Origin of the sequence: Mesorhizobium sp. M1342 (genome assembly GCF_040317955.1) — a bacterium.
In the GTDB taxonomy this organism is placed as follows: Bacteria; Pseudomonadota; Alphaproteobacteria; order Rhizobiales; family Rhizobiaceae; genus Mesorhizobium.
Window position 1 is genome coordinate 99971 of record NZ_JAMYLI010000015.1, and the last position, 23321, is coordinate 123291.

A 23321-nucleotide genomic window follows, 5' to 3' on the forward strand; every position below is an offset into this window, starting at 1 on the left:
GGTGTTGCCGGCGTCACACCAATGCGTGCGCTGAGTGCAGCAATGCCGCGCCCCGCCGGCGCCGCTGCCTTGCCACACAGGGCGTGCCCAGCTCATGAGAAGCCTATGCGGATTGCCATGGACGGATGTGCGGTCGGGTAATAGCGCCGGCCTTTTTCGACGTCGCCCAGCAACTGCGGCCGCACCCCGGCCTTGTGCATGGTCAGCGCCAAGGCGATGCAGAACTGCACCATTTCCAGCCATACCAGGTGGTAGCCGATGCAGACGTGTGGGCCGGTACCGAACTGCAGCATGTCCACGGGCCGGATCGGCTCTGTGCGTAGCAGCCACCGCGCCAGGCGGAACTGATCAGGCGCCTCGTGCAGCAGCGCCGAGGTCGAGAAATGCAGCAGCGGGATGCATAGATGGGTGCCCGCGGGAATGCGCCGTTGGCCGAGTTGCAATTCCTGCAGCGCGCGACGCGGCAGGAGCGTGGTCGCCGGATGCAGGCGCAGTGTCTCGCGAAACAGCGCCTCGGCGACCGGACACTGCGCCAGATCCGCGTGCCGGGTCGGCACCGCGCCCACGCGTTGCGCCTCCTCGACCAGGGCGTCCCACAGCACAGGCTGCCGCGCCAGCTCGATCACAATCCAGGCCATCGTCGAGGCAGTGGTGTCGTGACCGGCAAGCAGCAGCAAGCGAATATTCGCGATCAGGACGTCATCGGAGAGCGGACCGTCGCTGCGGTCAAAGGCGCTCACCATGTCGTTGATCAGCCCGGTGCGCGCGGCATGCGCGCGCGCATCGCGGACGAACCGGCGCAACTGCGCGTCGATCCAGTCGCGGGCGGCACGGCCGCGCCGCAAGGGCAGTCCGGGCAGGTCGACCGGGGGGGCTACGATCAATTGCAGCAATTGCCGGTACTTGCGATGCCATCCCGGCAGATCCTGCGCGGGGATTCCCATGAGGCTGAAGATGAGCTTCAGCATCAGGTCCCCGGTTTCGCGCAGGATGGTTACCTCGCCGCGGGCGCGCCACGCCTGCACCCGCGCCTGGATGACGGGCGCGAACAGGTCGCCGATCCCGGCCTGGGTCAGTCCCTTGGGCAAGAACGCTGCCTTGATGGCATCGCGCGCCTGCCGGTGCGCGCCGCCGTCCAGGGCAACCAACGTTCCGCCAAGCAATTCGGGCGCGATCTCTTCGATCAGCGCCGAGGACACGTCCTTGTGCTTGAGCAGTGAGAAAGCGTCCGGATCCACACAGGTCATCAGATGTCCGGCAGGGCCGAAATCCAGCCAGAAGTGGCTGCCCAGCGTGCGTTGCGCGCGCCGCAGCAGGCGCGGCAGGTCGCAGACAATGGCGGGAAGATGCCCGACCAGGGGGAAAGCGCCAGGCATGACCGGGATGTCGCATCGCAGCCGGTGCCGACGGTTGAGTGGATTGAGCAGCATGTCCATCAGCAGCGCGCCGCCGCCGCCGATTCGGAGGCGCCTGCAGGGCGCGCGGCGCAGCTGTTGCCACCGTCGGCATATGTCGGCACATGCGCCAGCATGCCGCCATCGATGCACACGAGCTGGCCGGTGATGAACGCAGCATCGTCGGAGAGCAGGAACGCCACCAGCGCGGCCACATCCTCGGGGCGGCCGACGCGCTGCAGGAGCTGGTGCCGGCGCAGATGCCGTTGCATGCACTCGTCCAGCTTAGCGAGGAGACGCTCGGTCATGATAAGACCCGGCGCAACCGCGTTGCAGCGTATCTGAGAGTGACCGTACTGGGTGGCGAGCGAAGCCGAGAGCATGTTCATCGCCGCCTTCGACGCGGCGTAGGACGTCTGCGCCGTGTCACCGCTGAGCCCTTGGCACGACGACATGTTGACGATCGCGCCACCGCCGCGGGCGATCATCCGTGGGATGGCCTGCCGGCAGCAGAGCAGCGTGCCGCGCAGATTGGTCGCCATTGTCTGGTCCCAGACTGCCAGGTCCAGGTCGAGGATGGCGCGGTCGCGCGGGGTCAGATGCATGGCGCTCGCATTGTTCACCAGCAGGTCGACCCCCCCGAAGTGCCGCTCCGCCGTCTCGAACAGCGCTGCCACCGCCTGCTCATCGGCGATATCCATGGCTATGGCCAGCGCGTGGCCTGCTTCGGCCGCGATCTGCGCGGTGCAGGCGATGGCCGCAGGGCCATCAATGTCGGCCACCACCACTCTGCCGCCTCCGCGCGCGATGGCGAGAGCGCATGTCTTGCCGATGCCGGCGCCAGCGCCGGTCACCACGGCCACCTTGCCTTCAAACCGTCCCATCGTGTCTCCTGAATTGCATTGGTCTTTCGCGGCATGCCGCTGGGCCTGCGTCGGAGAAGGCGCCGGGTCGGCGCTGGCGCACTCGTCATGGCCAGCGTCGCTTTCGATGACCCGAATGGCGGCGACCGGGCACTGGTTCGCCGCAAGCCGCACGGCGGCGTGCAGCGCCTGCGGGACCGTCGCAACGCACACTTCGGCCACGCCGTCCGGTTCGCGCTGGCGAAAGGTGCCCGGCAGCGTCAGCACGCACTGCCCGGTCGTTCCGCACAGATCCTGATCGACCAGGACGCGCATCTCAGCCCTCCTGCCCATGCAGCCGTACCGGCAGCGCGCGGAACGTCCTAAGGAACGCGGAGGGCTCCCGGGTCGGCTGCTCGGCCAATGCCAGCGTGGGGAAGCGCGCCTGGATCCGCGGCAGGCTCTCGGCCAATTGCACCCGGGCCAGTTGCGCACCAAGGCAGAAGTGGATGCCGTGGCCGAAGGTCAGCATGATCTTCCCGTCGATCGACATGCCAGGACTGGTGCCGTAGAACCGCACGGCATCGAAGCGATCGGGATCGGCGAAGGCGTCCGGGTCGCGATTGCCGGCCGCGATCAGCACGCGCACGTCCGCGTTCTTCGGGATCACCACGCCGCCCAGTTCGATGTCGCGCTGGGCGATACGCGGAATGGAGCTGAACATGGCGGGCGCGTCATAGCGCAGGGCTTCTTCGACGAAAGCCTTCACCCCCACGGCATCTCCCTTGAGCCAGTGCCGCTGTTCGGGATACGCCAGCATCGCCAGGACCGCATGGCCGATGGCCGCGGCAGTGGTGGCGAAGCCGCCCAGCAGCATGCCCCAAAGCATGCTGATCAATTCCGCATCCGACAGCGTCTCGGCATCGTCGTCGTGTGCGCCGACCAGCATTGACACGATGTCGTGGCGGGAATCGGTGCGCCTGCGCTGTATGAGGTCGCCGAAGTAGGCCTGCACCCTGGCGCTGGCCGCGTCCCCCGCGGCGAGCTGGGGATCGCTGGCGTGCGGGCTCAGGCCTTCCAGAATGGCGCTGATGCCGGTGATGAGCCCGAGAATGTCATCCGGGGGCATGCCGAACAGTTCGCCGAAAACCAGCATGGGCAAGGCCAGCGCGAATTCCTGATGCAGGTCCACCGCCTCCCCGCGCTCCAGCGCGGGCGCCATGCCGTCCAGGCGCGCCGCGACGATGCGAGCGATGGTCGGCCTCAGCTTGTCGATCTGGCCGATGGTGAAATCTCGCGAGATCAGCCGGCGCAGACGCGTATGCGTTGGAGGTTCCTTCATCGCTAAAGTGGACGCCAGCAGACTTAGCGACAGGCTGGTCGCCGCACGCGGGAAATAGCGCGCCAGTTCGCCTGGCGCCGGCCCCCGAAAAGCATCGCCCGTGGCCTTGAGCGCCCAGTAGATGTCGGCGTGGCGGCTCAACAGAAAGAGGCCCGACGCCGCGCGATGTACCGGATCGTGCTCGCGCAACCACCGCATGAATGGGTACGGGTCCTGAATGCACGCTGGCGACGCCAGTTCGGCGAAGGCGTCCCGGCATGCTGCCGTGGTTTCTTGCACGTCCATCTTGGTCACCTGTTGGCTGGCTGATCTGATCGGCGCGCGGCAGGCGCGCCGGCAATTCGAGAACATCGCGATTCCTGGTGGCATCCGAGCATCACCAGAGCACCGGGAACTCCTCGAACCCACCAGTGATGATCTCCTTGCGCAACTTCAGTTCTTCGGGCGCCACGGCCAGGCGCAGCGCGGGAAAGCGCTGGAAGATCGAACCGAACACCGCCTTGAGTTCCAGCCTGGCCAGCGACAAGCCGACGCAGTTGTGCGGCCCGTAGGAGAACGCCAGGTGCGGGTTTTCGTCACGTCCTATGTCGAAGATTTCCGGGTCGTCGAAATGGCGCGGATCGAACGACGTCGCCGGCAGGCCGACCAGCACCTTGCTCTCCGCGGGAACATGCACGCCCGCGATGGTCACGTCGGTCCTCGGATAGCGCATGATGCCGTCCCAGCCGGCGCCCGGCGGGTACATGCGCAGGATTTCCTCAACCGCCTTGTCCACCAGGGATGGATCGCCGACCAGGCGTTCGCGCTGTTGCGGATGGCGGAACATGGCCAGCAGGCCGAATTCGATCTGCGCGACGGTGCTCTCGTGCCCCGCAACCAGCATGCCCGCCGCCAGGCCGATCGCCTCTTCCTCGGTCGCCTTGCCCTGGTCGACCGCCGCGAGCAGATCCGTCAGCACGTTGTCGCCCGGATCCTGGCGCTTGTCCCGCATCTTGCCGCGAATGTAGGCGCGGAGTTCTTCCCAGGCCAAGCGCGACGCGCTTCGCGGGCCGCTTTCATGCTGGTGCGTCATCACCTCGTCGGACAGCCCGGCGAAAAAGGCGTGATCCTCGTAGAGCACGCCCATCAGCGCGCCAATGACCATGGCGGGAAGCGGAAAGGAGAGGTGGCGCCGCAGATCGGCGGGCTGGGGCTGGGCCGCCAGCGTCTCGAACAACTGCGCGGCGATCGCCTCGACCTGCTGCGCGAGCAGCTTCACCCTGCCGTTGCTGAAGGCCGGCGCCACGATCGTGCGTAGCCGCGTATGCTCGCCCCCCTCGTGCGAGACCAGCCATCCTGGCGAACCGAGAATCACCGAATCCGGGGTGAATGCCGCCGGCGGCATTCCCGCGGGCCGGAACGCCGCGTCGGACAACACCGCCTTGGCCTCGTCATAGCCTGTCACCCACCAGCCTTCGTGCCCGGACGGAAAGCGCACGCGGTGGATCGGACCGTTGGCCCGTAGCGCCAACATCTCAGGCGAGGGCTCGATGTGATCGACGCGCCACATCGGCAGCGTGGGCAAAGGTTGTTCGGACATGCGGCACTTCACTCTATAGCGATGGAAGGGCGGAAGGTGACCGGCGGGCGCTGCGGTAGAGAAGACCTACGACGGCATGTGGACGACGTCGTCGGAGGCAGACCGATTATTAGGATCGGCTAACGCTTAACTGTCTAGGCAAACGCGCGGCGAGATGCAGACGTTATCCTGTACCTTCGAGGTCAGGATAAAGTCGGTGTGGTGGGCCTTTGACTCGCCGCCGGCCAAGATTTCCTGCGCAAGGGTCGACAAGGGCGGCGAGCTGTTGGGTAAGGGCGGTTTCGCCGAGGACCCCCTGCCCTTAGACGCTATCCGACGCGGATTTGACATTTTGCTTTTCTTTCTTCGTTCCATTCGTGTCATCCACGAAATGAAAGTCGGTCGGCGGCTCCCGGCCCGCAACGAAGGTGCTTCAAATCTCGTGCCAATTTGGCCGCAGCAGAAAAAGATTGTGGCAGCTTCTCAGCGGCCTACCCTGAGGCCAGAGAAGAGCTAGGCGAAATAAGCCGGTGTCGCGGGCCAACAAAGGCGACGGAACAGTGTCGGACAGAACGCCTCGGGCGACCTTTAGGTCGGGCCTGCGACATTTTGGTCCAGTTTCGAACATAAGAGGGCGGCAAACAGACAGGATTGGGGAATTCGATCCTCACGGCGCCAAGGCGCTTGCCCAAGAGCGCGCGCTCATGTTGCTGCGACAGGCGCGTGTTCGCGATAGCCGTGCCTGCGCACCCATGAACGCTAGCGGCACACGCTACGACTGGAGTGCCCGCCAGCCTCAGGTAGTGCATCGGCTCGGCTTCCGGTTCTTCTTTGCCCAGCCGGGGCTGAAGCGCCGAATATCCGCCGTTGTTGCCTATGTGACGAGGCGGCATAGCGCGCGCCCGATCTTCTAAGACACGGCCTCCGAGAAGAAGGGGCGGTCCAACAGCACCTCTATTTGAAATGGCACGCCGCTTGCTGCTCCTGGTTAGAGCACCATCAAATCACGATGAAAGCGACTTGCACCATGCCCGACGCGCGAAGCTCTAGACAGTGGTCTGAGGAGACGGTGCCCGTTCCCGCTGAACATCGGGACATCGTCTCCTCCGGAAGGCCGTTCTCGGTGGCTGCTTCGCGCATGGCTGGTCCGATGCCGGCACGCCAACACGGGCCGCTCGCGCAAATGCCGTTTACCGGTTCGGTTCAGCATGTGAGTGCCCAAGGGCCCCGTCAAAGGGTCACCCAAGCCAAGGCCGGCGGGTCACTGCCACATATCGACAAGACGCTGAACCAGTCTAGTGACCCGAGTCTGCGTGAAGTGACATTTCAGGCCCCCACATGCTCGCGATATTGGCTACTTCCGGCCGCTATCCCTTTTCCAAACGCACGATCGTGGGTGACCGATCCCGCTTGCGGCGCCATAGCCGTGGAAAGCAAGCGGCTCGACGTCTCCATCTCGCTCAGATCGATTGCGTTCGGGTGGCCAAGACACCGCCAAGACGTTCCCATACGTCGGGAGGGATAAAGGAGGTTGCGAGCCGCGAGGCCCTCATTCCATGCCCGGCATACGAGCCTTAGCTCGGTATTGCGCCAGCCTCTGCCAGAATTCAGCGCGCCAGTTTCTACTTTTGCAGGAGCAAATTAATGACAGTTCAAAAGAAAGTTCCCTTCGTCACCTTTCTCACGCGTGTTCACGATAAGTCAGTCCAGGGGCCAAATCCATATCGCTGGGAAGAAAAGACATCTGACGACTACTTTTCCGGCAGGCGGGTCATCCTGTTCTCGCTGCCTGGCGCCTTCACCCCGACCTGCTCGACCTACCAATTGCCCAAGTTCGAAGAGCTCTATGATGAGTTTGCGAAGCAGGGAATTGACGCGATTTACTGCGTCTCAGTCAACGATGCCTTCGTCATGAATGCGTGGGGGAAGTCCTTGGGCCTGAAGCAGGTCGAGCTCATCCCCGATGGCTCAGGCGAGTTCACACGCAAAATGGGCATGCTGGTCGCCAAGGACAATCTCGGCTTCGGGATGCGCTCCTGGCGCTACGCCGCCCTGATCAACAATGGCGTGGTGGAGCAGTGGTTCGAGGAGGAAGGTTTCTCCGACAACTGCGAGGCCGACCCGTATGGCGTCTCATCCCCGCAAAACGTTCTCGAAACGCTGAAAGCCGCCGCATGACCTAGCAAACGTCCCATTGGTGCCATTGCCGGCCCCAAGGGGCTCCTCGACAGGATTATCCCGCTCACCATGCAATCCTCAGCAAGCCTGCTTCAGCGCCAGAAGCAATCCATGGTCGCATCGCCTCAACTGATTGAGTCGATTCGCTTGCTGCAACTGGCGCATCCTGAACTGCATCAGTTCGTGGAGCGGGAAATCGAGAAGAACCCGCTCTTGGAATCTGCATCAAACGATGGCGGGCCTTTTGACGACGTTTCGATTTCGGGAGCGGATCAGCCTGTCGGCCCTTTCGCAAACGCCGTTGAAGGACCGACCGGGGCAGGTTCGCCTGAACGGCTCGGGCAATGGAAATCCCTTCGCAACACGACCAACAACCCGCCGGGCAATGGCCCTTCCCTCGACGAGTTTGCCACCCTCGCCGAAACATTGCACGACCATGTCGCTCGTCAGATCGCCCTCACTGCGTTCACACCACAGGAGCGGCTGATCGCTGGCCAGCTTGCCGCCGATCTGGAAGACACTGGCTATCTTCGGGCAAACCTTCTGGAGCTGGCCGAGAGCCTGAATGTCCGTGAGGCTGTTGTGGAACGGGTTCTCGGGACGTTGCAGCAATTTGATCCACCGGGAGTTTTTGCGCGAAATCTCAGAGAATGCCTCGAGATCCAGTTGCGCCAGCGAAACCGGCTCGACCCAGCAATGGCAGCTTTGGTTGCCGATCTTGAAAAGCTCGCGCGACGCGATTTTGAGGCGCTGAAGCAGCATTGCGGCGTCGATGAAGAAGACCTTCTCGACATGATGCATGAGATTCGGGCGCTCGATCCCAAGCCTGGGAACAGATTCCAATCCGGTGCGTCTGAATCAATCATACCCGACGTCTGGGTCACGCCCTCGCCGCAAGGCGGGTGGCAGATCGAACTTGATCCCGCCACGCTGCCGAAGCTGCTGATCAACCAAACCTACTATGCCGAAGTCACGCGTCAAACTGCCCAAAATTCGAAAGACCAAGCATTTCTCGACGAATGCTTGCAAAATGCGAACTGGCTAATCCGCAGCCTCGATCAGCGCGCCAAGACCATTGTTAAGGTTGCGGCTGAAATCGTGCGTCAGCAGGATGCCTTTTTGGAACATGGCGTCGCCCACCTGCGGCCTCTCAATCTTAGAACAGTCGCTGATGCGATCGGCGTGCACGAGTCAACGGTAAGCCGGGTGACCTCGAACAAATACATGCTTACCCCGCGTGGAGTCTTTGAGCTGAAGTATTTTTTCACCGTCGCGATCGCGTCCTGCCAAGGCGGCGATGCGCACTCCGCCGAAGCTGTCCGGCATCGGATCAAAGCGATCATTGCCGCAGAATCTCCCGGCGACGTGCTTTCCGATGAGGACATCGCTGTCCGGCTGAAGGAAACCGGCATCGATGTTGCGCGCCGCACCGTCACAAAATATCGCGAAGCAATGAACATACCCTCCTCCGTGCAACGCCGCCGGGAAATGCGCTTGTGTTTTTAGATTTGGGTCAAGGCAGCCAACATCACGTTGCATTGCATCAAAGTGGAGACTTCGTTCATGACCCAATCCGCAGCAGGTGTCATGGACGCTGTTCTGCACCCAGAAAAGCCCGTCCCACCGTCTGGTCCCGCATGGGGTGCGGTCATTTCGCTTTCCTTGGGCACCTTCGGGCTGGTCACGGCAGAGTTTCTGCCTGTCAGCCTGCTCACGCCCCTCGCGCATGATCTCGGTATCAGCGAGGGAGCGGCTGGACAGGCGATGACGGCGACAGCTATCGTCGGGGCGATCTCGGCGCCGACGGTGGCCATCATCACAAAGCGCCTGGACCGCAGGACCGTCATGTGGACCATGACGCTGCTGCTGATCCTGTCGGACGTTCTGGCGGCCGGCGCGTGGTCGCTGGCGGTTCTCCTGACTGCACGCGTCGTGCTCGGCATAGCGCTCGGAGGCTTCTGGTCGATGTCGGCAGCACTGGCGATGCGGCTCGTTCCAAGCCACCTCCTGCCGCGCGCCATGTCGATCATCCTCACCGGCGTTTCCGTAGCTACCGTCTGCGCAGCTCCAATCGGCGCCTATGTCGGCGATATCTGGGGATGGCGAAGCGCCTTCATGCTCGCCGCAGCCGGCGGCGCGGCTACACTGCTGGTGCAACTCATAACCATTCCGAGACTGCCTCCGATTGGAGTGGCTAGCTTCCGCAGCCTGCTGGATGTGGCTAAGATTCCGATGGTCAAGGTTGCGCTTTTGGTCGTCCTGCTGGTCGCTTCCGGCCACTTCGCCGGAATCACCTATATCCGCGCCTTCCTCGAGAAGATTCCCGCGCTGGATGCAGAAACGATCTCGCTTGTGTTGCTTGCTTTTGGCATCGGCGGATTTTTCGGCAATCTGGCCGGCGGGCTTCTGGCCGAGTACAGTCTCAAGGCAGTCGCGGCCCTTGCACCGCTGCTCATAGCGATAGCCGCTGTTTCGCTGCTGACGGCGGGAGCATCGGCCTTGGCCTCGGCGATTGCTGTTGCCGCGTGGGGGTTTGCCTTCGGCGCGGTGCCAGTGGGATTGCAGACGTGGATGGTACGGAGGGCCGTTCCCGAGCAGGCCCAAAGCGCCGGTGTGCTGCTGGTCACAGTATTCCAAGTGGCAATCGCCGCCGGCGCGATTTTCGGCGGACTGTTGGTGGAGAATGCGGGGATTACCAGCGCCATTGCCTACAGTGCTGTTGCCACGTTCGTCGCTGCCCTCATAGTGTTCGTGCTCGGCCCGAAGCGCGAAACCTAGACCGCCTGACAGAAGAGGCCTCAGCAGCGCAGCGGGACGAGAGATGCGATGCACAGCGCGGCGCGGTCCTCCGCACGATTACGCATGGACCAGCGCAAGCGCCTCGCCGGCTTCACCTCCGGGCCACGCGACCTTCGCCGCCAGACACGCGAACCTCGCCGGCACCGGTTTCCATTTGGCGTCGGTGAGCGCTGCCGGCGCGATGGAACCCTTGCTGGCGGTCATATCCTTTACGACAAGCAGGCATTATGGGCAAGCGACAGCTACGCGCCGGCCATGCCCGTCAGAACGCCGGTGACGATGCCGCTCGATAGCGCAGACAGGTCGCGAATTGCCAGTCGTGTCAACGGCGGCCGGATTATCGTCGACGGCGCCTACCTTGTTTCGGCCGCAGACTATCGTTCGGCAGCTTGATGATGTTGACCACATAGCCTAGGAGCTATATATGACTTGGGAAGTCGTTTTTGGCGATGAGTTCGATGGGGAGTTCGAGGCGTTGCCCCAGACAGTCCAAGATGAGCTATTGGCCTCCGCTAAGCTGCTCGGTGTGTTTGGGCCCCAGCTGGGGCGACCGCATGCGGATACCTTGAATGACTCGTCGTTCGCGAACATGAAAGAACTTCGCTTCGATGCTGATGATGGTGTCTGGCGGGTTGCGTTCGCATTCGACCGGAAGCGGAAGGCGATCCTGCTCGTCGCCGGCGATAAGTCGGGCGTGAGTGAGAAGCGCTTCTATAAACGTCTGATCGCCAAGGCGGACAAGCGCTATCAAGGGCATCTCGACCGTTTGGCGGCGGCGAAGAAGGAGAAGAAGTGATGGGACGCAAGCTTGATGACCTAATCGCTGCGCTCCCCGAGGATCGTCGGGAGCGGGTCGACGCGCGTTTCGAAGAGTTAAGGGGAGAAGTCGAGAGTCTCGGCGATTTGCGGCGTGCCGCTGGAAAGGCCCAGGCCGAAATCGCTTCGGTCCTCAAGATCAAGCAGCCTTCGGTCTCGAAGATCGAGAAACAAGCCGACATGTACTTGTCTACTCTTAAAAGCTACGTCGAGGCGATCGGGGGGCAACTCGAACTCGTCGTTCGCCTTCCCTCGCGCGCGCCCCTCCGTATAGAGCGGCTCGGCGACGTCGTGGCTCCCAAAGCCGTCTCCGTGCGTAGCGTTAAAAGAGCGGCAGGTGGACGTAATCGCACAAAGGCCGCACGCGCCGGCTGACCTCACTCTGTTCGGCGAAAGACTACCGATGGGGGCGAGATGCTCTCGTCCATGCGAGGAGTAGGTATGAGCAACGTCCTAGTTAAGCCAGCTCGCGGCAAGTTAACGGAGGCCGACATAGGTGTGAGCTGCGGATGCCGGCGACTTTGGCTGCCTCCTGGACTGCGCGGTGCAATTGCCTCGATGAGATCGGCGCGGTGAAGCTGCGCCCCGGGGAACAGTCAGCCATGGGGGAGCATCACCCCGCGCCACCTGCCTTCGCGCCACCACAGCCGGAGCAGTTCCAGAAATTGCAGCGAGAGTATAGCGTTGCGGTCCCTGCGTCCCTTGCCCTGTTCGACGCGGATCAGCATGCGTGTCGAGTCGATGTCGTCGATCTTGAGGTGCGCAACTTGAACACGCGCAGGCCCGCGCCATAGGCGACGCCGAGCGCGGCCTTGTACTTGATGCCGGGTGCGGCTTCGAGCAGCCGCGCCGCTTCCTCCACGCTCAGCACCTCGGGCAGCTTGCGCTAATACCTCATGATCACCAGCGCACGCGCCAGATCCCGACGCTTCAGCGTCACGATGAACAGGAACCGCAGTGCCGAGACCGCGCCATTGATCGTCGCAGGGCCGACGCCGCTCTCATGCTGATGCAGCTGGAATCGACGGATGTCCTCAGCCGTCGCCGTGTCGGGCGAGCGGCCAAGGAACACAGCGGAGCGCCGGACGTGACGAACGTAGTCCTGCTGGGTATGGGAGCCCAGGCCACGCATGAGCATGTCGTGCTGCATGCGCTGGCGAAGCGGAGAGATTGGTGCATCGGTCGACAGGGTAGCCATGGCGAGTTCCTCTCGTTGAACGGAACTCCATGGTCAGATCGACGCCTCTTCCCGCCAAGTCAAATGGCAGTCGCGCCATCTCAGGCCGAGGCGCAATCTGCTTACCGAGGCAGTTGCTTCCCGCTTCGCGGAATGATCTCAGCCACGTCCCGGCAGGGACAGCTCGGTGCGTCCTGGAAGAACGCTATCGGTTGAATGACGTGAGGAAATCGTCGCCGGCAAGCGTATGCAGGATCAGGCTGCGGCAGGCGTTCCTCCGTGCGGATCGAACAGCTCGCCCGTCTGGAGCATCGCATGCATGATCACCGCCAGCTTGCGCGCCAGAGCCACGGCCGCTCGCTTGAAGCCAAGCCGTTCTTTCAGCTCCAAAGCCCAGGTTCGCAGTGTGCTAGTATACGTCGACCGGTTCAGGATGACTGCGGCCGCCTCGTATAGCAGCGCCATATGCAAGCGCAGCACCGATCATCGGTAAGCGCTGAATTGAGGCGTCGACCTAAACGCGTCAACTGAGGAGCTGTGCACCCGTAGTCTTGGTCCCCGACACGAAATGTCAGACGGCTCAACATCGTTGTAATCTGATCGACGTGGTCGGGGTCCGATGGGTCAACTAGAAGGTGGATGTTGACGAAGTTGCCCCTAGTCGTGCCAATCCCAAGTCGCATTTCGATGTTGGGGAATATAAGGTCGCAATCGGGCAAGCGGTTCTGCTGTTTGTCGGCCAGCACACGCTGATACGTTCTGATCCCGTAATAGTCGGCAATTCCGATCGCCTTTAGAGCCGGAGTTACGGCCTCTAGTGCTGAGAGATAAGCCTCCCAAGAGTCTGCACCAAACTGATCGTTGAAGATCGTTCCGGGCGCATGAATATGTGGCTCCCAACGAAACCACTGCGACCCTCGTTCAAGCATGACTTTGATCGCCCTGACCATTCTATCAGGGGTTTCTCGTTGCCTGGCAAGCAACTTAGTCGCAATCGAGAGTTCTGTATGAGTAGCGCTTGACTTCATCGAGCGTCGCCTCATCCGGTCGACGGTCGCCCGAAGGTATGGTTTCCGGTATTGGGGTCGGTGGCCCCGCCCCAGCCCGCCTTTGCAGCATGGCTTAGAAGCGCAGCAATGCTGTGAGAACGAGAGATGGCGCGGACCATTAAGACGATAGAGCGGCGTTGAACTTTACGCGCACAATCACTGATAAAGGACATTGTCACATTGAGTCATGCTAGATCAGGTGACGGCAAGTGTTGACAGGTGACGGCAAGTCACCTACCTTGTCAGTTGACGGCAACTGATGGAGCGCTTCATGCGTCCGACAAAATGTAAGCGGATTATCGATGGCAAAACCTACAACACCGAAACGGCAACCCAGATCGGCGGTTGGACCTCCAATGAGGAGTGGTGGAGCTATGGCGATTACCTTTACCAGACCCGCCATGGTGCATTCTTCCGCTACAATTTCACGGATGGTCAGAACGAAGATGATCACGACACGATCACACCGCTGACTCCGGACGAGGCCCGTCAGTGGCTCGAAAAGAATATGAGCTGGGACCCCGAGCTCATAGAGAAACTGTTCGGTGAAATGCCTGAAGCCGGCTCGGGTGAGGTGAAATTCACTTTGCGAATGCCGGAGAGTTTGAGGACGCGGTTAGCGGCAAAAGCTGAGGCAAACAAACAGTCCCTCAATGCCTGGATGGTGCGCTGCCTCGAAGGCTGCGCCGGCGATGGAGACAAGCCGTGAGCAAGATTGAGATTTCTGCCTCGCGTGCCAGCCTCAAGGTCAGGCTGACGGCCGAAGGTGCGGTCGCCATAATCATTGCCATCGCGGCAGTCGCGATAGGCGCGTATTGCGCTTATCGGCTTATCTCATAAGCTTCATCACACATCCGAGGGTCGCTCCCAATGAGCCACACCGCTTTTTCACAACACTTCGATCGTGAGCTTGACTCCAGGCAGTTGCTCCAACTCCGCGGAGTAACCATGATCCTTGATCAGGAAGATTTCGGCTTGAGCCAGTCGGAACGCGAATGGATGCGCGGTGACTTGTTGTGCCCATCCTGTCGTTGCGGCGGTGCAAGCCTAGTGCGTTCGGACGTCAAGAAGGGGACGCAAAACACACGCCAGGCACACTTTCGGTTCATAGATCAGTACGGCCACTCTGCACACAAGATCGGGTGCGACTTCTTCCCCATTGATGAGACCCCGGGTGTCGTGCGCGACGTTGAAGTGCGTTTTGATGCGAACGACAAGGATACGAAAATTATCCGGGAGTTAGTGTGCAAGGCGATCGCGACCGGTGAGTGTAATAGAGAGGACATATTCCGGCTGAGATCTTGGTTCCTGATGTTTCGGGAAGCAAATTCGTTTGTCGTCAAGGGAATCCCACTGATGGCTGACTGGGCGTATTCGATCCGGCGATTGCCATTTTACGAAGCTATCTCTTTTGACCCCTTGCACGCGCGTATGCCTGGCTTTGATCGGAAACGCGCGGCGCAGCGTGACCTGGCCTTTCACTATCGCGATTTCGTGGAGACGATGCCTAGGGTGCTGATTGATGCGGATGTAAGAGATCGCACCAAACGCATTCTGAGCGGCTTTCATGGAAGCACTCTGATTGCGATGGCACCTCTACGAGATCGGTTTGAACGGGCGGCACGCCTAGCGGCGCTAATGGCCGACTACGGCAAATTGGCGCTCAGACGTAAAGTCGGTCCTGGCATCTTCGGAAACGCGCCCCCGGCGCTCCTAGCCTTCAGCTCACTGCTGTTGTTCGTATCGGATTGGAGCATAGACGAGGCATTGCGTCGCTTTTCTAGACTGCTCCCTTCTCCTGTTCCCGAGGACCTGACTATGAGCAACGTTATCGGTCTCAATCCTTTTCACGACTTCGGCGCGCTGGAGCTTGCGCACTTCATTTCCAGATTGCCCCCGTCAACGGAACGACCGTACGATTTTGATTCTGAGATCGCAGCCGTTTTGTCAAAGATCGATGCAGGGTTAAGCGGTTAAGCCAGGGACATACCCCGAAGTGGCTCATCGCCCTTTTCATCCCACAGCGTCTTCAACTTGGGTGGCCGACACGTAGGATATGCCATCGTCGACCATATGCAATCCTTTGCGCTCGACCACGGTCGCGGCTGCGCAGACACTAAACAGCCTGCGTAGTGGCGATCCGGCATATTCGGCAGCGATCGACCATTTTCGGCGAATGGGTCAGATGCGGGTTGATGGCGACCCTTCCTGGATGGGCAGTTGGCTGGCGGTAAGCTCGGCGTGGTTTGGTCGTCTATGTCTGCTCGGAGCAGGCTTCGGCGACAAGTCGCGCTGCTTTGCGCGTCGACGGCGGCGTCCATAGGTCAATCTTCTAAGGGGCGCTGTCGTCATTCGCTGACAGGTCTTCCCTACGGTCCAACTCCCGGTTTATGCAGGCTCTCGTTCGTCTCACGGCGTCGAGGAGGCTTTGCGGATTTGGGGGCAACCGGGAACTGCCGTTGGCTCTATGGCGAAAGGCGTTAGCGGTCTGTTTGACCTCCTTCATTCCGCTATCGAGTCTGACGCCTCCGGCCAGGAGACATTCGCACGCTTTGTAGAGATCAAACCAGTCAGGGGCTCCGGCTGAATAGGCCAACGCTTCAGCAAGAATGGGTTGGGAGGCAGCGGCTTTGTATCTCTCTTGCGCGATCGGTGGTGCCGCTTCCTCGACGATCGGCTCACCATGCTGGTCAAGGATCTGAAACCTGGCCGCCCCGGCGCCAAATCTAAAATGCGCGGTCTCGGTCTCCATGATGAAATCTACCAATAATCGGTCCCCGAATGAGCGAACCGTTCCGGTCAACGTCACATTTGATTTGCCAACGATTCCGGCCACGATGGCATTCATTTCCCTGACGGCCAACTTACCAGCGTCATAGGCTTCTCGGGGCGTGGAACTAGCGCCCAACCGCGCCACATTCAAAACAAGATGCTCTTGCCCGTCCTGACTAAGCACCTCAACGGAAGGGTCGAACGGAGCCGAGAATAAATCCAGCCAGTTGCGCCGCTCGGCTCCATCAGCCCTTAGAAGTAGCCGCACCGGTTATCCTCGCGGTTGTAGGGAGCTAATGCAGTCTCCGTAGTATGTGATGACGTCATCCCCAGGCGCGGCTATTGAAACAGAGGTGGGCATTCGAAGGGAAAACGTCAGCTCCTGTGCCCCTATTTCGGCAACCATCAAACTTGATCCGACGCTTAACGAAACGGGCGGGGTTTGTCCGACTTGCAGAGTATTGTCGTTAGCTCCCATCCCGCCACGGAACGTTAGCAGCATCGGAGGCAGGTGCTCAAACTTGCAGGAGACCACAGTCGGTTCTCCCGCCGCAAGCGCAACCATCTGAAAGGGCAGGCACAAAGCCACAGCCAGTCCAATTAGTCTCGCTGTCATCGTCGCCATTCCTAGCATAAGGTTTCGCACGCCTGCCCGTCGCCATCCCGGTCGAGCTTGCCGCCCCACGGACAATTACTGAGATACCATTGAGCCTCGTCGCACGAGCTGATTTGCGAGCATTTCCGCCGCGGCTGGCATGAGTAGCTTTGCGCTACCTGTTGACGGCTGATGGTGCCGAGCGGTTGGCTCACCGCCGGTTGGGCATTGTCTCCATGCCCGGCGCGCCATTCCCACGGCGCTTGGAACTTTCCGACCCACAGCCCGACCTTCGCCGCTTCCGCCTTCCCCTGCTGCGCTGCATAGGCACCATGGCTGTAGCGGGGCCAGTCGATCGCTTGGCCGTGCTCGACCATCCAAGCGCTCACGCTGGCGCCATCGGCACGCTGGCAGTCGCCGACAAAGCGGTGATAGCGATCCCAGGTCACGAATGTGCATTGCACTGGCTTCGACGCGGCCAGGAAGGTGTCAAGCGCCTGTGCCGATCGCCGGCCGCAGGGATAGTCGGCCCCGCTCGCATTTTTACAAAGCTGCTGGCTCTCCGGCGCGTCGATGCCGTTGAAGCGGATGCGCTGTCCGTGGATTTCGATCGTGTCGCCGTCGATGACGGATGCCACGCCGGCAATCGTCGCCAAGCCCGCGCTGGTCCAGTTCGGCAGATGGAACTCAGGTATGCGGTCGCTGTGTTGCATGGCCGTTTGCGCAGCCAGAGCGCCAGCCGCGGCCACCGTCACCAAGATCAGGCGCCTTTGCACCACGCCAAGTGGCCTCCGGCGAGGCGATCGCATTCTACGCAGCATTGCTAGTTCGCCTCATGTCCGGTGCGGCCGCCCGGTTTCGCTTCGGCGGCACGTTCACCGCAAGCCCGGCCTAGGCTGTCAACCCCATTGCGCAGATCGCATGGATGATTGCCAGAGTCCCCGCCGCCACCTTGGCGCGCACCTTGGCCTGGCGGTGTCAGCGGGATTCCGCGAAAGGCCTGGATGACTCCAGCTGTTCGCTGGCCGTCGCCCTCGATATGCGTGTTCTGACTGTTCGGGTTGAACGGGTCGACTGTCTGGGCGAGGCTATTGGCGCGATTGGCGTCGCCGGCAGAGAGCGTCACGCTGTCGTAGTGATTGAGATAATCCGCTGCGCAGCCGCTCAATGCCAGAACGATGCCAAGGCAGATCGCCAGGTTCCACTGCATGGCCCCTAGACCGGCGCCGGGTTTATGCCGGCGGCTCTCAGTTGCGCACCAAGCTTCGCTCGAGTCCCACACGCGGCCTTGTCGCCGGCGACGCACTTGTTATTCGCGTCTGACCAGTCCAGCAGCGCCGTATTGATCCAGCTGCCAGGTGCGCGCTGGATCCCATAGGGTGTCGGTGGCGCGCCACCAGCAACGGCTGGAGCTGCCGTGGCACTCTGGCCATGCGGGGCACGCTTCCACCCGCTTAGGATGAGGCAGTTCTTCATATACTGGTCTTCGGCAGCCAAGTTGCCGAGGGCATTGCCGATTCCGGCCCCCGCAACAAAGCCCGGGGACCCGATAGCAATATAGCCTTGGTCAACCGACCCCTTATGCATTTCGCATTGAGCGTGGGCGACGTCGAAACTAGGCCCGTAGCCTATTTGCATGTAGTCAGCTTGATTGCTTGTTTGGCAGCCGCCCAGCGCTGCCGTGGCACCAAGTGCCACAAATGCTTTTATTCTCATCCCCCAGCCCTCCCAAGGCCGAGTTAGCATCTCCTAAAGTTGAATTTGGTGCAAGAGTGATGAACAAATCTGGTAAATTCTGCCAAATTCCACCTACTGGCAGTTCGTAGACTTCCCTATTCCGACGGATATACCCCGTTATTTTATCCATCATTCCGTAGGAATGAAGATGCGAAACAGCGAATTGGCGCAACGGCTATGCAAGGGCTAGACCCCATGGGCAAAGGGTCCAGGCGACCACGATATTGAGAAAATATGATGGGCGGCCCGCGTGCTGCATTTTCCGAAGCTGAACTTTTCGACTTGGTTCGAGGGCTCGGAAGTCGTCGGCACCTGGCATTGGGGATTCGTCAGGAGCGGCATGCTTCCCCCTCTGACCCGATCGTGCATCTCTTACGGGATGTAGAGCTACGGATTCCGGCTGACGTCCGCGACATGCGCCCGCAGAGCAGAGTGAACCTCTAACATGGAAGGTGGAGGTTTTTGTCCTCCTTGGGCGATCAACGCTGGAATTTCGGCGGGGGGCGCTCGACCAAGGATGCCGAGACCGAGATTACGCCTTTTGAAGGCGTGCAGAATTGACAGAAAGGGCAGTTTCAGGTCATGCGGCCGGCAGCATTCGCCATAGCGCCGATTTGATCCGCAGCTGCAAAGCTCGGCCTCCTTAAACTGAGTTAGCCGATAATAGGGATCAGATTGGCCCAGTTCATCAGGCATCGCATACTGGCGTCCCGGCCACCGATCAAACACCACCAAATGAAGGTGACGAAGCGCCCATACGCTATAAAGGTCGAGCAACGTGCACAAATCACCACCTGGCGACCAAGCTTTGTCGAGCATGGGGTGATAAGCGCAGACCGAGCCGTCAGGGAAATTGGTATGTCGCGGGCCGATCCATTCGACCTGCCCATCTTGCTCCCAGAACGCCCATCCACGCGGCTCGACCGCTGGTGTTTCTGGTAAGGCAATAAGGAATATGGCTTCTCGCGCTAAACCATCTATGACTTGGCTGCGAGCGAGAAGCCATACTCCATGGTCATCGGGGAGGAGAGTTGCTCCGGGGTATGCCCGTTGCACATTCTCTAGCTGCCCGGCGTAGTTGCCGGCGAGGCCGACGATCCGTGATCCGGCACGGGGCGCCCGTGATCGATCGGACGACCTTTGCCGTCTGGTGGACCCTTGCCGTGATCGGGCTGCGGGTCCTCCCGCTCCTTGCTGTTGCTCATTACTTTTCTCCTGGACAGTCGGTGATGTGGGCTGTGGGCCGAGAATTACGATTCCCCGGTCCCTTACCCCCACGGGCTGGCGCGCGTCCAAACCGTCGCCAATCCGCTGCAACTCAGCCCGCGCATCCTTGGTCAACAACACTTCCATTTTGCTTGCCGATGTGCGAGTCTGTGTCACCAGCACAGGATGCATTCTGGAGCGGAGTGTGTCAAGGTGTGCTGATCGCACAATGGTGAACATGAACGAATTCGAAGAAAAGCTCGTCGGGGCGGTCCGCGAGAAGCGGGAACGCGAAGGTCTTAGTATAAGGGCATTATCGGGGATTGTGGGGATCAGCTTCTCCACGCTGGCCCGCATCGAGCGGGGCGACGGATCGCCCGACAACAATTCCAAAATTAGGCTGCTGGAGTGGCTCGGCCCTGATGCCGATGAACACGAGCTTGGCTTTGATCGGGTGGCATTCGTCCACTTCCGCGCTGGCAAAAACGCGTCCTCCGGGACTGTGCAAACCCTACTGCACGCAGCCGTGTGTCTTCGTCAGCACTACACTAAGGGTGATATATCAGAACCGAGCAGCGCGCCGATAGATGCTGAAGTTATCGCCATGTCTAAGGAGGAGCTAGAGCAGACGGCCGAAGATTTCCGAAAAGAGTTAGGGTTGAAGAAAAGCGATCCGCTGGATCCATTTTATTTGGTTGTTGATTCTGTTACGGTAGAACGATTGCGGGAATCCACCTGTATTTCCGGAAAGGCAAAAAACACGCTTGCTGGACCGTCGCGCGGCGAGTGGTCCGCTATGAGCGTTCCCTTGAATTCCGATCAGGATAGCTGGGTTGTCTTTTTAAACGACTACCATACCGTTGAGAGACAAAGAGTGACGCTACTTGAGGAGTATTGGCATATTCTTGCCGGGCACAAGCTAACCAAGATAGCTAAGATTGCTGGCTGCTTCGGTCGAACATATGATAGCGCTGAAGAGCACGACGCTTATTTCTTGGCATCGGCAACTTTGCTTCCACGAGACGCGATCAAGCGTATGGTCTCGGATGGCAAAAGTGCCCCCGAGATCGCATCCTTCTTCGGGACCTCACCGGAACTTGTTGAATATCGAATAAAGCGGCTCGGCTTATGGCGCGATCATATTGGAAAGAAAGTGAGTCTCGCCAAACCCTAACGATGCCACCCGTCGACCGCCAGCGCCGCGTGGTTCAACAAGGTTCCGATTCGCAGTTACGCTTAGGCAGTGCAAAGCCGGTCGGGAAATGTCGACCCTACTACAAACTTCAAAATAGCGCCTTCTAGCTCCCCTGACCTTTCGATGCCGTCAAAGAAGGAGACCGGCGAGCGCGTCATCCCCCTCGGCAACGAGCCATTTCTGCCGGAATGGCTGCTTGTCCGCCTCCAAAGCGAATCTCACCGCCTCCTCCACCCTCTCATGTGCATCATCTGCAATCGCCCAGAGTGTCGGGTTGAGAGCGTGTCTTTGCCTAGCATCCTCCAACAAGAGATCGACCATGCGCGGCAAGTCGGCAATAGTGGCGGCTCTGATAATAGCAGGCATATCGTTCCCACGTCGCAATGCGGATTACGCCAATCCTGTTGGCGGCGCCACGGCACCGAGCACCAAGAGACTCAAAGCTGTCTTAGCTGCTCTCGCAAATGAACTCCCGCTCGGCTGTGGAACTATCGGCCCGTATCAGGAAGAATCGCTCCTCGGCGATGACATGTTCGCCGTCGGGCAAATGAAGCACAAATTCTCGCTCTCACACCTGGGGCGCGACGCGATCCACAAGGATTCCGGTTTCCTCGCGCAGTTCGCGGATTGCGGCCTGTTCGAACGTCTCCCCCATGCTGCAAGCCTCCACCGGGCGTCGCCCAGTAGCTCTGCCCCGCGAGCGCGCCTTTAGATTGTGCTTACTCGAGAGAGACTTGCCCTCCGCGACCGAAGGCGGCATCTTCGCTGACCATGGGAGACGGTGCAGCCAAAAAGCCGAAGGTATATGGATCGGGAATGACGCCGTTCGGCGTCTTTCTTTTCGCCCAAACGTATCGGGCGAACGCTGATGCTCTTGCCTTGGTCTCCCCCCAAATTCGGCCGAGCATTTCCGATCATCCTCGCAGATTCCTCTACTTTCAAGCGTTAGAGCACTACCTGCGAAGCTTCCTCCTTCTCCAAGGAAAAACACCGGCTGACATCCGGGGCTATCAGCATCATTTCTTGGACATGCTGGACGAAGGAAGACACCTCGGGTTGGAGATGCCGAGCGAGGTAGAAGACTTCATCCGCTCGCGCACGGTCGCGAACGAATACACGCAGATCCGATACGACTACAAGCTTGACAAGGACGGGCCGCGTAGGACTGCGCGAACCATGGAGCGATTGCGGCTGGTGGTTTGGGAGATAGAGAAAGCCGTCGGTCCTGCTATCCGGAAGACGGGCATCGAGGCTGTGTATGGTGAACGACCATCGGCAAGTCCACTAAACGGATCGTTTGCCAAAGCATGAGGAGACCATTTCGGCTTCGGCACTGGCAACTCCCGCAGACCCACGGCGGCGCCAGGTTTTGTACGGCTGCCCGACCAGGTCGAACAGGGAACGAGGCGTCGGCCTCGGCAAAAGTGTCCGATCAGCAGATTATCGATTGGCTTCACGGCTTGCCTCTAGCATGCCGGGTCATTATTTCGGTGCTTGGCACAAAGCCCAAAGGTCATATGAGTGAATGGTCGTTCTACTCGTTCGACAAAAAGGGCTTCAGCTTCCAAAACTGGTTAGATGAGAATGCACTTGGGTACATCGTCTTAGAGCGACCAACATTCGATTTTACCCCCGTACCGGTCGAGATCTGCCAACAGATATTGAGCGACGTCCAGAAGTGCGAGTCTAACTTTGGCTACATTCCAGTGATCATGGATTCGGGTGGGGTGGGCAGGACTGGTCAGGTGTGCCGGTGGATGAAAGCTGTGGAACGAAGCGACAGCTAACCCTGGCTTCATAGCCTAGGTTTGTAGCGCTCTTGACTGCCTGACCGCGCCGGATAAATTCCATGCCGTGCCTTGAGAGAAGCGGCCCTGGGCATCTTGGCTAAGCCGCGTGATAACCGACGATGGGGGAGCCCTTACGTCGTAGACAACGAGCAGCACGGCTGCCCAACAAAACTCCTTGAACACATCAATTGGCCCGCTGACCTGCTCACGCAGTCGGCGGCCGAACGAACACGTTTGGAGATGGAGTCATGCGGATACAGAGTGGCTATTGGTGGGCGATTAGCATTCGGCAGGAGGATGATCGGCCCGAGATCATCGACGTAGGTTCTTATTCCTTTGGCCAAATGGTCAATCGTGTTGGGGATGCCGATCCATTCGACTTGATAGAATTCGAGCTACTGCAATGGCTTGATGCCAGCCTCTGGCCAACGGAGGGCGCCGTCGATCCATCGACAGTTCGCGAGGGCTATTGGTGGGCGCTTGACCCGGCAGAGAACGCATATCAGATCGTCTTGGTGGGCAAAGATAGAGCAGTTCGAACCTTCAATGGCGATTTCGATAGCTGTCTGGACGAGTTCGAATTTCTGATGCCTCTGGATCTCATCCCCACGGCTCGCTCCGATCACTAGGGCCTGTCGCCGTCACGTTGGCTGCTTGCGCGTCACCCCGAACCTTGGTCATGTCGCCTCCTGATCCGTTACGCGATAGGCTCCATGGCCAACCTTGATGAGTAGGCGCTCGTTACACATCCGAATGAGATAGCAACGAGCTGAACGGTGCGCGGACAGAGGCAATTCTGCCGATGCGGCTATCTGAACCCCTTGATATCAGCGCATCAACTCGGTTGAAGCAAAACGAGATCTAATCGCAT

The 23321-nt window shown here is 60.2% G+C and carries 23 protein-coding genes and 3 pseudogenes; 14 read left to right on the forward strand and 12 right to left on the reverse strand.

Annotation, left to right across the window (positions count from 1 at the left end; all coding sequences use genetic code 11):
- Positions 1-92: 92 nt before the first annotated feature.
- The 5 genes and pseudogenes from NKH06_RS17425 to NKH06_RS17445 form a co-directional block, all read right to left on the reverse strand.
- Positions 93-1436 carry a cytochrome P450 gene (locus tag NKH06_RS17425; RefSeq protein WP_352892234.1) on the reverse strand — a complete coding sequence of 448 codons (1344 nt, stop codon included), beginning with the start codon at positions 1434-1436 and terminating at the stop codon, positions 93-95.
- Positions 1436-2278: an SDR family oxidoreductase gene (locus tag NKH06_RS17430; protein ID WP_352554150.1), complete on the reverse strand. Its 843-nt coding sequence runs from the start codon at positions 2276-2278 to the stop codon at positions 1436-1438. Before NKH06_RS17430 ends, NKH06_RS17425 begins: the two co-directional genes overlap by 1 nt.
- A 168-nt stretch (positions 2279-2446) precedes the next feature.
- Positions 2447-2590: pseudogene (locus tag NKH06_RS17435) on the reverse strand (ferredoxin); the annotation flags it as partial.
- Positions 2574-3863 carry a cytochrome P450 gene (locus NKH06_RS17440; RefSeq protein WP_352554149.1) on the reverse strand — a complete coding sequence of 430 codons (1290 nt, stop codon included), beginning with the start codon at positions 3861-3863 and terminating at the stop codon, positions 2574-2576. The gene NKH06_RS17440 and the pseudogene NKH06_RS17435, both read right to left, overlap by 17 nt.
- Before the next feature lie 91 nt (positions 3864-3954).
- Positions 3955-5157: a cytochrome P450 gene (locus NKH06_RS17445; RefSeq protein ID WP_352892232.1), complete on the reverse strand. Its 1203-nt coding sequence runs from the start codon at positions 5155-5157 to the stop codon at positions 3955-3957.
- A gap of 1623 nt (positions 5158-6780) precedes the next feature.
- Here NKH06_RS17445 and NKH06_RS17450 point away from each other — a divergent pair.
- From NKH06_RS17450 to NKH06_RS17475, 6 genes are all read left to right on the forward strand, one after another.
- Entirely contained in the window at positions 6781-7314 is a 534-nt protein-coding gene (locus NKH06_RS17450) for a peroxiredoxin (protein WP_352892229.1), read from the forward strand.
- 69 nt (positions 7315-7383) lie between these two features.
- A complete protein-coding gene (gene rpoN / locus NKH06_RS17455; protein WP_352892228.1) occupies positions 7384-8820 on the forward strand; it encodes an RNA polymerase factor sigma-54 in 1437 nt (478 codons plus the stop codon).
- 57 nt (positions 8821-8877) lie between these two features.
- On the forward strand, positions 8878-10092 hold the full coding sequence (locus NKH06_RS17460) for an MFS transporter (protein ID WP_352486902.1): 1215 nt from the start codon (positions 8878-8880) through the stop codon (positions 10090-10092).
- A 48-nt stretch (positions 10093-10140) separates the two neighbouring features.
- The gene (locus NKH06_RS32050; RefSeq protein ID WP_502914495.1) at positions 10141-10506 is read left to right on the forward strand and encodes a hypothetical protein; all 366 of its coding nucleotides are present in this window, start codon (positions 10141-10143) and stop codon (positions 10504-10506) included.
- Positions 10507-10537: 31 nt separating this feature from the next.
- Positions 10538-10909, forward strand: coding sequence for a type II toxin-antitoxin system RelE/ParE family toxin (locus NKH06_RS17470; RefSeq protein WP_023813997.1), 372 nt, complete (start codon positions 10538-10540; stop codon positions 10907-10909).
- Complete coding sequence (locus NKH06_RS17475; protein ID WP_023801991.1) at positions 10909-11304, forward strand: XRE family transcriptional regulator; 396 nt, start codon at positions 10909-10911, stop codon at positions 11302-11304. Before NKH06_RS17470 ends, NKH06_RS17475 begins: the two co-directional genes overlap by 1 nt.
- Positions 11305-11650: 346 nt before the next feature.
- On the opposite strand, the gene NKH06_RS17480 is transcribed toward NKH06_RS17475, so the two are convergent.
- The 3 genes and pseudogenes from NKH06_RS17480 to NKH06_RS17490 all read right to left on the reverse strand — a co-directional run.
- Complete coding sequence (locus NKH06_RS17480) at positions 11651-11791, reverse strand: hypothetical protein (protein WP_245273310.1); 141 nt, start codon at positions 11789-11791, stop codon at positions 11651-11653.
- A 24-nt stretch (positions 11792-11815) separates the two neighbouring features.
- Positions 11816-12127 (reverse strand): phage integrase N-terminal SAM-like domain-containing protein, encoded by a 312-nt coding sequence (locus NKH06_RS17485; RefSeq protein WP_352892227.1) that lies wholly within the window; start codon positions 12125-12127, stop codon positions 11816-11818.
- Positions 12128-12361: 234 nt separating this feature from the next.
- A pseudogene (locus tag NKH06_RS17490) lies at positions 12362-12574 on the reverse strand (IS110 family transposase); the annotation flags it as partial.
- 852 nt (positions 12575-13426) lie between these two features.
- Between NKH06_RS17490 and NKH06_RS17495 the strand changes: the two are divergent.
- From NKH06_RS17495 to NKH06_RS17510, 4 genes and pseudogenes are all read left to right on the forward strand, one after another.
- Positions 13427-13864, forward strand: a complete 438-nt coding sequence (locus NKH06_RS17495) for a toxin-antitoxin system HicB family antitoxin (protein WP_352892224.1) — start codon at positions 13427-13429, stop codon at positions 13862-13864.
- Positions 13861-13995, forward strand: coding sequence for a hypothetical protein (locus tag NKH06_RS17500; RefSeq protein WP_023760395.1), 135 nt, complete (start codon positions 13861-13863; stop codon positions 13993-13995). The genes NKH06_RS17495 and NKH06_RS17500 overlap by 4 nt, the downstream gene beginning before the upstream one ends.
- A 108-nt stretch (positions 13996-14103) precedes the next feature.
- Positions 14104-15132 carry a hypothetical protein gene (locus NKH06_RS17505; protein ID WP_352892219.1) on the forward strand — a complete coding sequence of 343 codons (1029 nt, stop codon included), beginning with the start codon at positions 14104-14106 and terminating at the stop codon, positions 15130-15132.
- Between the two features lie 269 nt (positions 15133-15401).
- Positions 15402-15491 (forward strand): annotated as a pseudogene (locus tag NKH06_RS17510) (oxidoreductase); the annotation flags it as partial.
- Here NKH06_RS17510 and NKH06_RS17515 read toward each other — a convergent pair.
- The 3 genes from NKH06_RS17515 to NKH06_RS17525 form a co-directional block, all read right to left on the reverse strand.
- A complete protein-coding gene (locus NKH06_RS17515; RefSeq protein WP_352892217.1) occupies positions 15488-16195 on the reverse strand; it encodes a hypothetical protein in 708 nt (235 codons plus the stop codon). The pseudogene NKH06_RS17510 and the gene NKH06_RS17515 sit on opposite strands and share 4 nt — an antisense overlap.
- Before the next feature lie 359 nt (positions 16196-16554).
- Positions 16555-17277: a thermonuclease family protein gene (locus NKH06_RS17520; protein WP_352893562.1), complete on the reverse strand. Its 723-nt coding sequence runs from the start codon at positions 17275-17277 to the stop codon at positions 16555-16557.
- Between the two features lie 68 nt (positions 17278-17345).
- Complete coding sequence (locus NKH06_RS17525) at positions 17346-17732, reverse strand: hypothetical protein (RefSeq protein ID WP_031260607.1); 387 nt, start codon at positions 17730-17732, stop codon at positions 17346-17348.
- A 1971-nt stretch (positions 17733-19703) separates the two neighbouring features.
- Between NKH06_RS17525 and NKH06_RS17530 the strand changes: the two genes are divergently transcribed.
- The gene (locus NKH06_RS17530; RefSeq protein ID WP_352486900.1) at positions 19704-20639 is read left to right on the forward strand and encodes an ImmA/IrrE family metallo-endopeptidase; all 936 of its coding nucleotides are present in this window, start codon (positions 19704-19706) and stop codon (positions 20637-20639) included.
- A 589-nt stretch (positions 20640-21228) separates the two neighbouring features.
- Here the strand turns inward: NKH06_RS17530 and NKH06_RS17535 are convergent.
- Positions 21229-21420: an NUDIX domain-containing protein gene (locus NKH06_RS17535; protein ID WP_224660785.1), complete on the reverse strand. Its 192-nt coding sequence runs from the start codon at positions 21418-21420 to the stop codon at positions 21229-21231.
- 56 nt (positions 21421-21476) lie between these two features.
- Between NKH06_RS17535 and NKH06_RS17540 the strand changes: the two genes are divergently transcribed.
- From NKH06_RS17540 to NKH06_RS17550, 3 genes are all read left to right on the forward strand, one after another.
- Complete coding sequence (locus NKH06_RS17540; protein ID WP_352892213.1) at positions 21477-21971, forward strand: hypothetical protein; 495 nt, start codon at positions 21477-21479, stop codon at positions 21969-21971.
- A 113-nt stretch (positions 21972-22084) separates the two neighbouring features.
- A complete protein-coding gene (locus tag NKH06_RS17545; protein WP_352892210.1) occupies positions 22085-22447 on the forward strand; it encodes a hypothetical protein in 363 nt (120 codons plus the stop codon).
- 251 nt (positions 22448-22698) lie between these two features.
- On the forward strand, positions 22699-23079 hold the full coding sequence (locus tag NKH06_RS17550; protein WP_352892208.1) for a hypothetical protein: 381 nt from the start codon (positions 22699-22701) through the stop codon (positions 23077-23079).
- Positions 23080-23321 lie beyond the last annotated feature (242 nt).